The 14,487-nt window shown below is 38.4% G+C and carries 8 protein-coding genes and 3 pseudogenes; 8 read left to right on the top strand and 3 right to left on the bottom strand.

Annotated elements, in window-relative coordinates; translation table 11 throughout:
• Positions 1–95: 95 nt before the first annotated feature.
• Positions 96–1,320: pseudogene (locus tag AK824_RS03175) on the bottom strand (IS3 family transposase).
• A gap of 217 nt (positions 1,321–1,537) precedes the next feature.
• On the opposite strand from AK824_RS03175, the gene AK824_RS03165 reads away from it, so the two are divergent.
• Together AK824_RS03165 and AK824_RS03160 are read left to right on the top strand one after the other, a co-directional pair.
• On the top strand, positions 1,538–2,419 hold the full coding sequence (locus tag AK824_RS03165) for an IS982 family transposase (RefSeq protein ID WP_057758743.1): 882 nt from the start codon (positions 1,538–1,540) through the stop codon (positions 2,417–2,419).
• Between the two features lie 113 nt (positions 2,420–2,532).
• Positions 2,533–4,692, top strand: a complete 2,160-nt coding sequence (locus AK824_RS03160) for a cytochrome c biogenesis protein CcdA (RefSeq protein WP_057758740.1) — start codon at positions 2,533–2,535, stop codon at positions 4,690–4,692.
• A gap of 300 nt (positions 4,693–4,992) precedes the next feature.
• Here AK824_RS03160 and AK824_RS13375 read toward each other — a convergent pair.
• Positions 4,993–5,741 (bottom strand): annotated as a pseudogene (locus AK824_RS13375) (IS5 family transposase).
• Between the two features lie 106 nt (positions 5,742–5,847).
• Complete coding sequence (locus tag AK824_RS03145) at positions 5,848–6,792, bottom strand: Arc family DNA-binding protein (RefSeq protein WP_057758737.1); 945 nt, start codon at positions 6,790–6,792, stop codon at positions 5,848–5,850.
• 267 nt (positions 6,793–7,059) lie between these two features.
• Between AK824_RS03145 and AK824_RS03140 the strand changes: the two genes are divergently transcribed.
• From AK824_RS03140 to AK824_RS13370, 6 genes and pseudogenes are all read left to right on the top strand, one after another.
• Entirely contained in the window at positions 7,060–8,496 is a 1,437-nt protein-coding gene (locus AK824_RS03140; protein WP_057758735.1) for a tyrosine-type recombinase/integrase, read from the top strand.
• Positions 8,489–10,450 (top strand): hypothetical protein, encoded by a 1,962-nt coding sequence (locus AK824_RS03135; RefSeq protein ID WP_057758733.1) that lies wholly within the window; start codon positions 8,489–8,491, stop codon positions 10,448–10,450. The genes AK824_RS03140 and AK824_RS03135 overlap by 8 nt, the downstream gene beginning before the upstream one ends.
• Entirely contained in the window at positions 10,447–12,486 is a 2,040-nt protein-coding gene (locus AK824_RS03130; protein ID WP_057758731.1) for a hypothetical protein, read from the top strand. Before AK824_RS03135 ends, AK824_RS03130 begins: the two co-directional genes overlap by 4 nt.
• Position 12,487: 1 nt before the next feature.
• A complete protein-coding gene (locus tag AK824_RS03125) occupies positions 12,488–12,907 on the top strand; it encodes a hypothetical protein (protein ID WP_057758729.1) in 420 nt (139 codons plus the stop codon).
• Positions 12,908–13,010: 103 nt separating this feature from the next.
• Positions 13,011–13,508, top strand: coding sequence for an elongation factor P hydroxylase (locus AK824_RS03120; protein WP_057758727.1), 498 nt, complete (start codon positions 13,011–13,013; stop codon positions 13,506–13,508).
• Between the two features lie 409 nt (positions 13,509–13,917).
• A pseudogene (locus tag AK824_RS13370) lies at positions 13,918–14,274 on the top strand (elongation factor P hydroxylase); the annotation flags it as partial.
• Between the last annotated feature and the right edge of the window lie 213 nt (positions 14,275–14,487).

The raw sequence follows: 14,487 nt of genomic DNA, 5'->3' as shown, positions 1-14,487 counted from the left end.
TTTTCTAGGTAACATCCTAACGCACGTAAATATAAAAGTTTTAAACTATTGACCCCTGCCGTCAAATCCGTATACATAAACTTGGGAGATTTTAATTACGCAGCCTGACGATAATAATCAAACCACACCTGTCTTGGCGATTGATAGCCCAAACCCTTTTGAATCCTCGTCTGATTGTAGTACAGCTCGATATAACTGATAATATCATTGATGGCTGTGAACCTTGTTTTATAGTCTTGATGATATACCAGCTCATTCTTTAATGTGCCCCAGAAGCTTTCTATCGGAGCGTTATCGAAACAGTTGCCTTTGCCGCTCATTGAGCCTATAAATTGATGCTGCTTAATGGTCTTGTGGTAGGCGTGACTGCAATACTGACTGCCTCTGTCTGAATGAACGATTAGCCCTTTGCTTGGACGTTTATTCTTGATGGCCATATTTAGTGCTTTGCAAACTAAATCTGCGGTCATACGCTTGTTAATAGCGTAACCGACAAGCTCTTTGGTGTATAAGTCTTTGACCCCTGCTAAGTACAGCCAACCCTCATTCGTCCAGATATAGGTGATGTCGCTGACCCACGACTCGTTAGGGCGCTTAGCATCAAACTTCTGATCCAGTACGTTTGGATAGACCAGCTTGTTGTGATTGGAGTCGGTGGTGACTTTAAAGCGCTTATGACGACGACATTTAATGCCGTGTTGCTCTTTGATGCTTCTTACCATATACAGGCTAATGTTATGGCCTTGCTCGCTTAGATGAGCATGCAGTCGATCTGCGCCATAACGTTCTTTCGTTTCATTGTGAGCCGCTTTAACCAGTAATTCAGACTGGTTGCGATGTATCTGTTGGTCGCTGAGATCACGACTTAGCCAGTCGTAATAGCTTGATGGCTTAACCCTTAACACACGGCACATAGTGGTGATGCGAAAGAGGAACTGGTTGTCTTTGATAAAGGCGTACCTGACTAGCTGTTTCTCGCGAAGTACGCCGTCGCCAACTCGAGCATAGCTCTCCCCTTGCGTCGGGGCGAAGCAGTGCTTCGCTTTATCCCTCCTCATTTAGTATTTCGCGTTCCTCTTCAGCCACTTTGAGCTGCCGCTTGAGCTGCTTTATTTCTTGAAGAGCACTCATAAGATCAGGATCGTATTGCTTTGTGCCGACAAGCTTGCCTTGATTGGCTTTGTTATGCCAATTTGATAGCGTTTGCATGGCAATGCCAAGCTGCTTTGCAGTGGCTGAGATATTGCCATTATTGTCTGATATCTTCTTGACGGCCTCGGCTTTAAATTCGTCACTGTAGGTTCTTACTTTCTTGGTCATGGTAAACTCCTGTCAATACGCTTAGTTTACCAAGTTTATCTCTACGGTTTCTTCAGCATAGCTCACCATGATTTTGTATCCCTTAATAGTATATTGTAGTATGTTGTATATAATATAACCCCAGTTCGGGATAAGGGCTCAAAAAAAAATAAAAAAAGAAGTCCGAAGTTGCTAAAGTAAGTTTACCAAGACAAACTTCACAACAAGGACTTCTTACATGGACAACCTAACCGAACTATACTGCCATATTGACGACTTTTATCAGCAATTCAAACCTGAGTTTGACGCTCATTTAATCGCAACGGGACACCAAAGGTTAAGAGCATGCCAGATAAGTGTAGCAGAGATTATGACCATCTTGATACTGTTTCATCAATTACGTTATCGACAGTTTAAGGCGTTTTACTACCATCACATGCTTGGCATGATGAAACGGGAGTTTCCAAATCTGCCGAGCTACTCGCGATTTATAGAGCTTATACCGCGCAGTATCATACCACTGTGCAGCTACTTGCAAAGCATGATGGGCGACTGTACGGGTATCAGCTATATTGATTCAACCAAGATAGCAGTTTGTCATAACAAGCGTATCTACCGTCATAAAGTCTTTAAGGGACTTGCAACCCGAGGCAAAAGCAGCATGGGCTGGTTCTATGGCTTTAAGCTGCACGCCATTATCAATCATAAGGGCGAGCTTGTATCTGTTAAAGTCACTGCGGGTAATACGGATGACAGAGTGCCTGTTAAGGATATGGCAACGCCGTTATTTGGTAAGCTGTTTGGTGATAGAGGATACATCAGTAAAGCACTAAACGCGTGGCTCACAAAACACAGTGATACTAGGCTGATAACGAAACTTCGGCGTAATATGAAACCCCAATTACTTGAGCCTATGGATGAGGCACTACTCAATCATCGCTCTTTGGTTGAAACGGTGTTTGGGGAGCTTAAAAACTTGTGTCAGATTGAGCATTCACGCCATCGTAGTGTCACGGGGTTTATCACAAACTTGCTGTCAGGTTTAATTGCTTATTGCTGGTTTCCCTATAAACCCACCATCAAAAATATGCCTCAGCAGGGACAGGTAGCAACATTGTAAATAGTATCAATGAGTTATAATGTGGCTTATCCCGAACTGGGGTTGTAAATAGACAAGTCCATACAGACAGTGAATTGGTCAATTCGAATATTGGAAATAATAGGTAGCCCTTCATGTCCCTTAAGAGCGCAGAAAAGTCTCCGTCATTAACGCAAAATAAATCGTCGAAAAAATCTTATCTGTTGGCGTTCGCTTTCAGCGCGGGTTCATTATTGACAGGGCTAGCAGCGACTGGGCTGACGGCCGTGCCAGTGGCATCGCAAGCGGCAGGATTGGGCGATTTATTTAGCAGTGATAAAAGCGCGACCCAACCGAAATTTTTGCCTGTTGATGAAGCGTTTCAGGTCAGTAGCAGTAGTAAACCTGTCAATAATGGCACGCGCTTAGCCATTAACTTTGACATTACGCCTGAGCACTATGTTTATAAAGACCAAATTAAGCTAACGTTGCCTGCTGGCGTGAGCGCTGCACCTTTTAGCTTTAGCCAAAAGCCTATCTCCATAGATGATCCGACCTTTGGTCAAGTATTGGTCTTTGACCAAGCCAATATGGTTGCTAGCACCGTTTTGAGCAGTAGTAATGGCAAGGCGATAAATAATGCCGCTGTAACGATAGGTTGGCAAGGCTGTGCCAAAGCAGGACTTTGTTATCCACCGGAGAAAATAAAAACCACGGTCAAAATTGCTGCGTCACAATCGGCAGCCAATAGTTCAAGTAGCACTGCTACAGTTTCTGCGAGCAATAACAGCAATGCAGAAACTGCGCAAGCATCTACAGAGGCGACTGATACTGATCGTCTTGCTACAGAGCAAACTACGCCAGATGACGAGGTGATTGATTACGCTTTGTTAGATGATGAAGCATTAGATGCAGAGCTTGGTACTAGCAATACCATCTCTGGTGCCGATGAAGAAGTTGTAGGCGACAATGTCACAAGTAATATGCCAGCAAACGATAGCGCTACAACTGCAACAAACAATACCGTTGTCGTTGATAACGCCATTAATAGTGACCCTTTTGGCTTAGCTTCGCATCCGTGGTTGGCATTGGTGTTATTGTTCTTGGCAGGGTTGGTCTTGGCATTGACGCCATGCGTGTTACCGATGCTACCGATTGTTGCCAATATCGTCGCGCGTGAAGACAATCCAACGGTAAAACGCGGTGTTATTTTAACGACCAGCTACGCTATTGGTGTTGCCATCGCTTATGGTATTTTAGGCGCGGTCATTGCGGTATTTGGCGAATCGTTAGGCATTATCGGTTGGCTACAAAATCCGATTATTTTAATTGGGTTTGCCATCGTTTTTGTCTTATTAGCCCTTTATATGTTGGGCGTATTTAGCATTCGTCTGCCGAGATTTATCAGTAGTAAAATGCAGGGTCTAAGCCAAGCGGGGGATAGCAAACTTGGTAGTACGGGTGGCAGTTTAATTGCGGGATTCTTATCGGCGCTCGTGGTATCGCCATGCGTTTCGGCACCCTTATTTGGGGCGCTGCTTGCTGTATCAACGATTGGAAGTCCGCTCCTTGGCTTTGCCGCTTTATTTATGCTCGGTTTTGGTTTATCGGCGCCGCTTATCTTAATTGGCGCGACCCAAGGTAAAATCATGCCAAAAGCAGGCGAGTGGATGAATTGGGTCAAGCAGGGCTTTGCTTTGTTGCTTTTTGCCGTGGCATTGTTATTAATTGAACGCGTCTTTATCTCGCCTGTGATGCTGATGGTTTGGGCGCTGTGGTTTATGGTCGTGGCGATGTGGGCGTGGAGCTGGCTAGGCAAAGGTCGGATGCTGACCCAAGCGCTAGGCTTAATCGCTGGTATTTGGGCGACGTGTTTAATCGTCGGCGCCGCATTGGGCAATGACGACAGCTTGCATCCGCTCGCGTCATTAAGCGCCGCGCCGGTGATGCAGACGACTGCTGATCAACCAGCCATGAGTAATGCAACAGATAAAACTGTTACTACGCTTGCTGAGTTAGATGCCATTGTCGCCGCCAATCCTAAAGTGCTGGTCGATGTCACCGCCGAATGGTGTATTGCATGCCGGATTATGGAGAAAAACTTATTTCATAATCGCCCTGCGCAAATGCAAGATTGGCAATTGGTCAGACTTGATATCACGGAGACTACGGCTGATTCAAAAGCAATCTTAGCGCGTTATAAACTATTTGGTCCGCCAGCATTGCTGTATTATCAAGACGGGCAATTGGTCAATCAGCAAGTGGGTGAAATCGGGCGCGCAGCGTTTGAGCAAACCTTAACCGCGCTAAATTAATCGTTTAAATGTAGATAAATTCCACATCATTTCTACCCATTAAAAAGACAACGTCCTTTGATAATAGGACGTTGTCTTTTTCAATCTTACTAAATAGCCTTTTTAACATAGACGCTAAATCCTTGGTTTAGCATTATTTATTACTACTTACCTTATTATTTACATCAGTATTTGCTCGCAATAACGCTAGTATAGTGCCCTTATTTTCATTACAATAAAGCAACATTGCTAAAGGCGCATTACCACGAGTAATGGCTACCTTGCACGTCCATATTTATTGATTTTCTTTAGGGCGTGTCATCAATTAAGCCAAACGACACAAGAAACTAAGTGAATGGCACTAAGGAAATGACTGGCTAACTTATCATAGCGAGTGGCAATCGCACGATACTGCTTAATCTTGGCAAAGAAGTTCTCTATTAGGTGCCTCGCTTTATAAAGCTCTTTATCGAAGTCTCTTGGCTGCAGCCGATGACACTTAGATGGTATAACTGCATTACCTTGCACTGCTTTAATCGGTTCAATAACGCGGGCATCAGCATCGTAAGCTTTATCGGCAAGCCACGTTTGGCTAATACTGACATCAAGCAATTCATCTGAGCCACACAGGTCATGAGCTGCCCCACCTGTTAGATAAAAGCCAGTAGGATTGCCTAATGCATCTGTTCGAGTATGTATTTTAGTCTTCAGTCCACCTTTGCTGCGTCCAATGGCTTGATCCCTTTTTTTCCAGCACTGTGCTGGTGGGCTTTAACAATCGTGGCATCTAGCATGGCATATTCGTCATCGGATTGTTCAGAGAGTTGATTAAAAACCTGCTTCCATACGCCTTTTTTTGACCAGCGACTAAAACGAGTATGAATCACTCTGAAGTCGCCAAAGCGTTCAGGTAGGTCACGCCAAGGTATGCCGGTCTTGTAACGGTACAGAACCGCTTCTACGAACAAGCGGTTATCCTTTGCAGTAACACCAACGTCACTTGGTTTACCAGGTAGAATGTCTTTAATTCTCTCCCATTGGTCATCACGTAGGGCATGTCGTCTTGTCATAGTCATTGAGCTCAAATTCCTAAATACGATCTAAGTATAGCTTATTCTGAAATATCTATGCTAATTGATGACACGCCCTAGTATGGCATACTTATTTTATCTCAAATTACTTTATAGATATTTTAGATAAAATCTCATGTCCACTAATATAAAGTTCATTAGACATGCACATCTCACTCCATCCTTTCCAGTAACTATTAGCTTTCTTTGAATACATTGACCTATCCCAAATATCTTCAATCCAAGAATTGTGACGATACTTATCAATTACTTTGATCGGATTTTGTTTGGCCCAAATTAATTCGTTAAAGTCTGGTTCTGAAACTATTGCTCCTCTGATCTTTGAGATATGGTACTTACAAAGATACTTTAATGTTAAGGATAGGAGCGCTCTGTCTTCAGAGCCACCTATACCTACTTTGTCACTGACATGCACACGAGAGTCTAGAACCAAACCATGCCAACTATCGTAATGCTTGATAATAACTAGTTCACCGTTTTCAGTATTGTTCCGAGCAAACCAGACCAACTTAACCTCATCTTCATTATTACCTTTTAATAAGCTTCTAGCATTCTCTTCAATATCATAACCAAACTCAAATGTTTCTTTTGCGAAAGGCCTTCCTTCATCATGAACGAGCCAATTCTTTTGGCATCCAAAGTATGTGGCTAATTTTTCTAATTCGTTAAACGATGGCTCTTTTCGCCCTTCAAACCAATCCTCAGTAACGCCCACACTATTGTATCCCAGGGCCTCAGCAACTCTAGAAATACTTGGGGTATGAAAACTATCAGTTGCCTTAGCTTCACTCAAGAGGAAATTTAGTTTGCCAGATAGTAGATTTAAGCGATCGCTACGTAAATGAGCATCAAAAAAACTCTTTAAATCGTCGATAGCTTCGATATAACTTCCTTCTTGACCTTCAAAAGATTTTTCTAGTCGATACTGTGCCTCGGCATTAATTGAACGTCCACTAACTTTTGAGGCATCGGAGATCAGGGCTTTCAATTCAGTAGGAATTCTTAAATTAAACTGCACATTTTTTGACATTTTAAAGCCCAAATAGAATATTGAATTTAAAACAAATAATATTACCATAAGGAACTTGCGGCAATGATAGCATAATGCTATCATATTATGTAACAAACCCTAAAGAGGTAAATACATGTCAAATCAGAAGGTTCAGATGAACGTCCGGGTACCTAAAGAACTTAAGAATTTTGCCATAAATGATGCAAAGAACCAGTTCCATTCGTTATCTCAATATATAGAAAAGCTTATGTTTAAAGCCAAAGAACTCAGTGAACTAGAAAAGAGATGAAACCTTCTCTTAAAGACCTTTTTGACTCTAATGCAAAAGTAATTTATCTAAGACGGTTTAGATTGCAGAATGCAAATTGGTCAAAGACTGCTCAGGCTAATGATTACGATTACACTTTTAGCTCTTTAGCTAACTCAGATTATCACTTCAGAATGCCTGTTATCATTCAATCAGATGGTTTACCTTGGAAAATAGGTAACCTATATCTCATGGGACAACTAGACACTCCTGCGCTTTCAAATATGAAAACGTTATCCGCAAGAGCTATCCACCTAAAATACTATCTACAGTACCTAGAACATAGTAACCAACACTTTTTAGACTTACCTACCCAGTATCAGCAAAGAGTTCCTCGCAAATTCAAAGCTTTTTTACAGGCTGTAATAGAACAGCACGACTTTAGCTCTCAATACATTAATAACATTCTGTCCTCTGTTGCTCATTTCTATAATTATATACAGCATCAATCATTCGTATCTCAGTCTGATATAGAGAATAAGCCCTTTAGAGAAAGGAAGGTTTCTATACCTATTCATAATAATGTAGGAATAATGAGGAATATTAGTGTTATTACAAATGATCTCAAGCTAAGAAGCAGCAGAAAACCCTTACCATCACTAGGTAAGTTGAGAGATGGAGGCAGTCTGCGTCCTTTAAGCTCTGAAGAACAAGAAATTATTTTCAGGGCATTTGATAAAAACTATGCGTCAATAGAGTTAGAGCTAATGATAAGAATAGCTCTCGGAACAGGAGCTAGACAACAAAGCGTATGCACTCTCTCTATTGCTTGTATCAAAACTGCTCTCCACTACTTAGAACAAAATGCTGATTCAAATTATGCCGTGATAAATACTGGATATAAATACAGAACAGATTCAAAGGGTGGGCGACTAAACCGCTTAATGTTTTCACGTAACCTAATTGATCATTTAGCAACATATATAGATTGCGAAAGAGCGGAACATAGAAGACAAAATATAAACAGCTTTTATGCAAATACTGACGATAACTATGTGTTTTTAACTCGAACTGGAAACCCCTATTTAACTGCTGAAAGAGAAATTATAGATCGTAATCGTAACAACCCTAAACCAGTTTGGAACACTGAAGCGCCCGTTATGGTACCTAAAAACGGCCAATCTTTAAGAAATGAATTAAAAAAATTCATTTCCAAGGTTCAAAAATTTGAACCAAGTCTTCAAAATTTTTCATTCCATGATTTGCGTGCTACCTATGGGATGAATATCGTAAGAAACCTTAGAGCTAAGGAATACCCTGATTCTAAGATATTTGATCATGTCAGACAAAGGTTAAACCATAGAAGCCTAACAACCACTGAGGCCTATCTAAAATTCGACTCGGAAGTAAAAGAATTCAATGATATACAAGATACGTTCGGCGTAACATTTGATAAGGGCGAATATAATGTCTAATTCTTTCAATGACAGGCAGCTTATTGAGATAAGCACTAAGCAAATAGAAGATATCGTTGATCCTCAATACACAGTAATTGTAGGTTCAAGAGCTGATGGTGTGTCCTTTAAAGTCGATATTGGTAGAGTCTGCTATACCAATAGAGAGAACGATTCTGGTCATTCCCGAGATAAAACTAAGAGCTATATTACGGGCCTAGTTGATGAATCAACATTGTCTATAGAACGTGTAGAATGGTTGAGAAGGTACCTTAGGGAAATCCTTCAAAAAGGGTTGAGAGATGAAACGGTGCGAGGTTACCTTCATAATTTAAGATATTTTTTTGATTTTTGTGATTTTGAAGGCTCTAAGCCTCTTACTTTAGATGATTTAGCATCTAATTATAAATATTATCAAATTAATCTCTATCAAAAGGCGCGTTTAAGTGGTGCAAAATCTATAAGCACTACAACTCTTTATGACAAGCTAAATACTGCAAGAGATTTCATAAAAATCGCTTATAACTTATCTGATATCGATATACTTAGTATTATTCCCAAGCATCGTCATATGGGGCATAACAGTAAAGAAAGAGACTCCTCATTAGAAGACTTCAAAAACTTCTTACAAACCTGCATTACATACTTTAATGAATTCTCATACGCCATATTAAATAAAATCTACCCTATACCTATTACTTTAGCAAAATCATCAAGTAATGATTATTATTGGGATTCAACTAGAAAATATGGCATAAAGAAACTACCTAATTGCTTCTACAATAGTGGTGAACCCTTACCCTTTAATGAGGTAAAAAATGCTTTATCAAATTATTATAATTGTGAGCATACTAAGAAAGATTTCTATAAAAACACATTAATAAACAACAGAAATACATGGATCAATGAGAATTTAGACTCTAGAAAAATTTATGCTTATAACCTATGTACATATTGCTTTTATTACATTTACCTTTCTTTCACTGCTGCTAATATACAACCCACACTTGATTTGAAAATATCTGATTTAAATTTGGAAAACCTTGGCTTATCAACTTTTGCTAAAAAACATAAATATCGAGCAGGTAGACAGATTGAATTTTCCGCTCCTTCTCACTTAAAACGTTATCTCATACAGTATTTGAAACTTAGAGAGTGGGTTGATAACCTTCATCTTCCTGGAGACTGTCAAGAATACTTGTTTATGCGTATTGGAGAACATCGTCAATTAAAGCGTTTTGCACGTAGCTCTGTCAGTTCTATTGACGACAATACTCCACTTTTTAAAGGGGTTAAAAGGGTTACTGCTAGAGACATTAGAAACCTATGTGCGGAATACTACATAAAACATTCTAAAGGAAATTTGTCATTAGTAGCTAGGAAGTTGAATAACTCTTTAACTACAGTAGCTAAATCTTACACTTCGATCGATATTGAGTCTCAAGCAATAGAGATGAATCATTATCACGAAAAAATGATTACCGCAGTTCTTAGGTCTAATCGAACTAATGAACAAACTATATCTATCAAGACTTCAACTAACTATGATACGGAGAAAATACCAGCAGGATCTTGTTCTAACCTATCAGATAATGATCCTGTTAAGGCATTGGGCTTTAATAATGAAGCCCCCAACCCTTCCTGTGCTACATTTGAAAGTTGTTTGTTCTGTGAATTTTTTGCAATTCATATAGATTTTGAAGATATACATAAACTATTAAGTTTGAAGGAGGCTCTACTAAAGTCTTCTATGATTCGTGATGATCCTGAATATCATCTTCTCTCTATAGAACCATCACTATTTAGAATTGACGAGATTATCAATATTCTTAAAGGAAAAGATAATAGAGTAATTGAACTCGTTGATGATGCTGAACAAAAAATAAAAATGCAAATTTATAATGAGTATTGGGATGAGCATATAAATTTTCTCACTGTAGCCTCAGAATCTAACAGAAAAAGCTTAAGTTTATGACCAAGACAATGATGCGTGAACCCCTCGTTAAAGAGATACAACCAATATCTAAAGACCTAATCGAAAACCCATCATCTGGTTTGATTGTAACGCTTTCCAAGAGTGGAGATGCTTTATCATTATTCTCTGATGATATTTGGGACTATAGTGCTACTAGCAATTCACATAGAACTATTAATTTTAGAACTAAAATTCGGAACCTATCCTCATCTATTAATACCGACGGCAAAAAATTCAAATCAGCAGTTAAGTTTTTGAAGGTATTTACTCTCAATTGGAATTGTGAGATGAATGGATGTTCTATGTCAAAATTGAATAGTGATATAGTCGCTATATCCTTCCTAATTAGTTACTGTGTAAACAATAATATTGACTTTAATAATATATTTACTGACAGTAGTGCAATCGACTTCCTAGTAACTAATAGTTCGACGGAGAAACAAATAGGTTTGCATTTAGGCAAGATACAAAGATTTATTGATACAGCATCTGTTTTAAATCAAAGTAATTTTTGGTGTAACATGCAACCTTCAAAAGAATTTTCAAGCAAACTAAGAAAGACTAGAAAATCTTTCCCTGAGACTTCTCAAAGTCTTCAAACCATGATCATTCCTTCACGTATTTATCAGAACCTGCTAAAAGATACCATTGAAAGTTTGCAGGTTTTTAATAAGCACGCTGAGCAGATCTCATATGTTTTTTCTGCACGTACTAAAGTAAGAGATGAAGCATTAAGATTAGATCAGAGTGTACCTATGAGTAAGCTTACTAAATCACAAAAAAGCTTAATCAGATTTTATTGGCAAACTGCTTTGAAGACAGATACAAAGCTAACTAAGATTTTAGCAGAATTAACAGATTTAAACATCATCAAGAATGCTAATTGGTTAAGTTTAACAATCAGCTTAGGTCAAATACAGATGAAAAGCGCTTTTGTTATAGCTGCGTTTACAGGTATGCGTAAAAATGAATTACTATCTATCCCTTTCAACGGGCTAAGACATATTCATTCCGATACTGGGAATATACCTGTAGTATGGTCAACTACAACAAAATTGGAAAGTAATGGAGTACCAAGATTTACAAAATGGGTAACAGGTTCAATTGTTGAAGAAGCTTTTGAAGCAGCTAAATTTATCACTCAAGGAGCTTTGAACTGGTCTGCTAATAAGAGTCAGGTGGCAGAAGATGAGAGTAAGTTACCGTTGTTTTTTTCAATTGAAAATGGGAAATCTGGAAAGCCTCATCCGCATTTTGATTATGCAACAACTGCCTTAAATAGCAACCTCATTCAAAAAATAATGTCATCAGAGCACTTATTAATTTCAGAACAAGACTTAAAGGAAGTCAGTCAATTTTTATACGGCGATGAAATATCTAATAATATTAAATTAGGTAAGCCTTGGCCTTTAGGCTTTCATCAGTTTAGACGCTCCTTAGCCGTGTATGCTGCTTCTAGTGGTTATGTTTCATATCCTACTCTTAAATCCCAGCTAAAACATATAAGCATGATGATGACAGTCTATTACACGGACTCAAACTCTAGAGCGATAAATATTTTAGGCAACGGCCCTGAAGTCAAAGCTATGCAAAAGGAATGGCAGGAGGCCCAAGCAAGAGTAGAGTCAGATAATTTGCATGAATTGTTAGATAGCAGGGTGACACTAACTGGTGCAGCTGGTAAAAATCTACAAAAAAGAAAAGTAGAGAATAAGCTTCCTAAGTTCTTAGATAATAGAAATAGTACTAAGAAAGCAGTCAAAAATGGCAAAATTCGTTATCGATCTACTTTAGTTGGCGGATGTATGTCTATTAAACCTTGTGATAAAGGTGCTGGTGTATTGGCATCTGCTTGTATTAGCTGTGAAAATGCGGTGTTTTCACCAGAATCCAAAAGTATTTTGCTACAAACTAAAGATTTTTATAAGTCTCAACTCACTTTAGATATTCCAAAGCGTGTTCATCATGAATACGAAGTGAGTATTAAAAAAATAGACAGTCTTCTTTCAGTATTAGAAGTAAATCAAGAGAAATAACATGAAAACTAGCCAGGCAGAACAGGCTTATTGGGATGCTTTGAATCGTCTACAAGATGGTACAGCCAAAATTGTCAATACAAAGTCATCACGGTTTAAGTTTACTAGAGACGCTGTAGGTAGAGAGGCAGGTAAAGGAAAAGGGTATGTCCGTAATGAGAGATATCCAGAACTTTGCGAAGCAATAACAAAAGCGGAAGAAGAACGCAAAAATCGTGCTCAAGAAAAACCTAATACTTCTACTAAGTTAAAACATGAAAAAGAGCTCAAAATCAAAGCTAATTTGAAATACGACATGATAAAAGAAGAATATGACATTATAATGCAAGATTATCTTAACATTCTAAGACAGAATTTTGAACTTCAAAGAGAGTTAGCAGATTCTCCACATATAAGATTAGTGAAAAGATCTAATAAATAGCTTAATCTTGTTCCTGTTTAGCTCAAATACAATCTATGAATAAAGCCTCTCTAAAGCTTTATTTCTCATATTACGGCTATTAAGATGCCTTAAAAGTATTCCTATGAATGACGATCATTTGTGTAACAAACTAAAAATTTTATTTGAACATCTTTTTCCTACTCTAACCATAATTGGTGGAGTAGATGAACCCTACTATGAAGCGCCAAAAGCAGATACAAATGCGAAGATCTTTTTTAAAGAAAACTACCCAAGAAGCCTATTACATGAAATTGCTCATTACTGTTTGGCAGGGCAAAAACGACGCAAATTAGATGACTATGGTTACTGGTATACTGAATGTGGTAGAACAAGTGAAGAGCAAGAGCTATTTCAATTGGTTGAAGCAAGACCTCAAGGCTTAGAAAAGGCTATGTGTGAAGCTATAGGTATACATTTTTCACCTAGCTTTGATGATTTTTCAGGTCGACCGATATCAGAGGTGTTTCTAAAAAACTTAGAAGTTAATTATCAAGAGATGATTACGAATCCTCCTCCTACGGCTAGAATAGCTTTAGAAACATTAATGCATACAGATTTTTCTACGTTAAGGGATAATTAGTTTATTAACTACATATTGCAAATTCATACTTACTTAATTTTAAAATTTCAAAGCAGTCATGTGAAGTATATTCATCAGGCTACTATTCAGCCGATGATAACTATAGTAAATATTCTAGCCTTCCCAATTTTATTGAAAAAACAAAGAATATCTACTAAGAGAAGAACCAACAAAAAGTCCCGATCTATTCATCAAAAATAAAATATTGATATGTCTCGATTGTATATACACGGCTAATATAAGCTTCTTAGTGCTTTGAAAAGTGATAATTCCAATGACTCACTTAATGTACAATATCTCCTTTTATGAGGAATATTGTACATTTTTTTATCAAGAAGCTGATTTTACATCATTACAATTACTTCTTTATCAATCAATAACTTAGTAATGTACATTTATAGTTAAGAGTTTACTAGAAATCAGCCATTGGTGCGTAGCTGGCGACGCTCGTAGACAACTATCTGACTTTGGCTACTGGTATGCCCCAGATGGACGATCGGCGGCGCAGCAGCAGGCATTTGAGCGTGTAGAAATCAAACCTCAAGCATTAGAGTGTCTATTTACCTTGGCGTGTGGACGAAATTTCCAAGTCTCACAAGATAACTTGTTTGCCGACTTCGACACCAGTAGTAGTACCTTTGCTATTGATGTCTATCAGCAAGTAAAAAGCTATATAGCCAAACCTCATACTCTGCCGCGTGACGCTAAGACTTTACTGATTGCCTTACTTAGCGCTTGCACTTCTTCATCTGAGATAAGTGCTTAATTCAAATTACTAAGCGTTCCTACTTATTAACGATTCTCTACGGTTGGTAACGCCTTGCCACTAAACTTATATCTGCTTTAAGCTATACTGATAACTGGAGTGGTATTTTAAAAATATCAATCTGCTTTAGTTCTAGAATAGTTTTTCTAATATATCTAGTAATTGAAATAAATCTAATTAATGAAAAAACTGTCTCAATTAAAAACCAATAAT

The organism is Psychrobacter sp. P11G3, assembly GCF_001435845.1.
GTDB lineage: Bacteria > Pseudomonadota > Gammaproteobacteria > Pseudomonadales > Moraxellaceae > Psychrobacter.
The sequence above is the reverse complement of the archived record's forward strand: the minus strand, read 5'-3'. Positions and strand labels throughout refer to the sequence as shown.

Coding starts and splice junctions, on each gene's coding strand:
- AK824_RS03140 (WP_057758735.1), top strand. CDS start 7,060: ATGAAACCTTCTCTTAAAGACCTTTTTGACTCTAATGCAAAAGTAATT.
- AK824_RS03160 (WP_057758740.1), top strand. CDS start 2,533: ATGTCCCTTAAGAGCGCAGAAAAGTCTCCGTCATTAACGCAAAATAAA.
- AK824_RS03145 (WP_057758737.1), bottom strand. CDS start 6,792: ATGTCAAAAAATGTGCAGTTTAATTTAAGAATTCCTACTGAATTGAAA.
- AK824_RS03125 (WP_057758729.1), top strand. CDS start 12,488: ATGAAAACTAGCCAGGCAGAACAGGCTTATTGGGATGCTTTGAATCGT.
- AK824_RS03130 (WP_057758731.1), top strand. CDS start 10,447: ATGACCAAGACAATGATGCGTGAACCCCTCGTTAAAGAGATACAACCA.
- AK824_RS03120 (WP_057758727.1), top strand. CDS start 13,011: ATGAATGACGATCATTTGTGTAACAAACTAAAAATTTTATTTGAACAT.
- AK824_RS03165 (WP_057758743.1), top strand. CDS start 1,538: ATGGACAACCTAACCGAACTATACTGCCATATTGACGACTTTTATCAG.
- AK824_RS03135 (WP_057758733.1), top strand. CDS start 8,489: ATGTCTAATTCTTTCAATGACAGGCAGCTTATTGAGATAAGCACTAAG.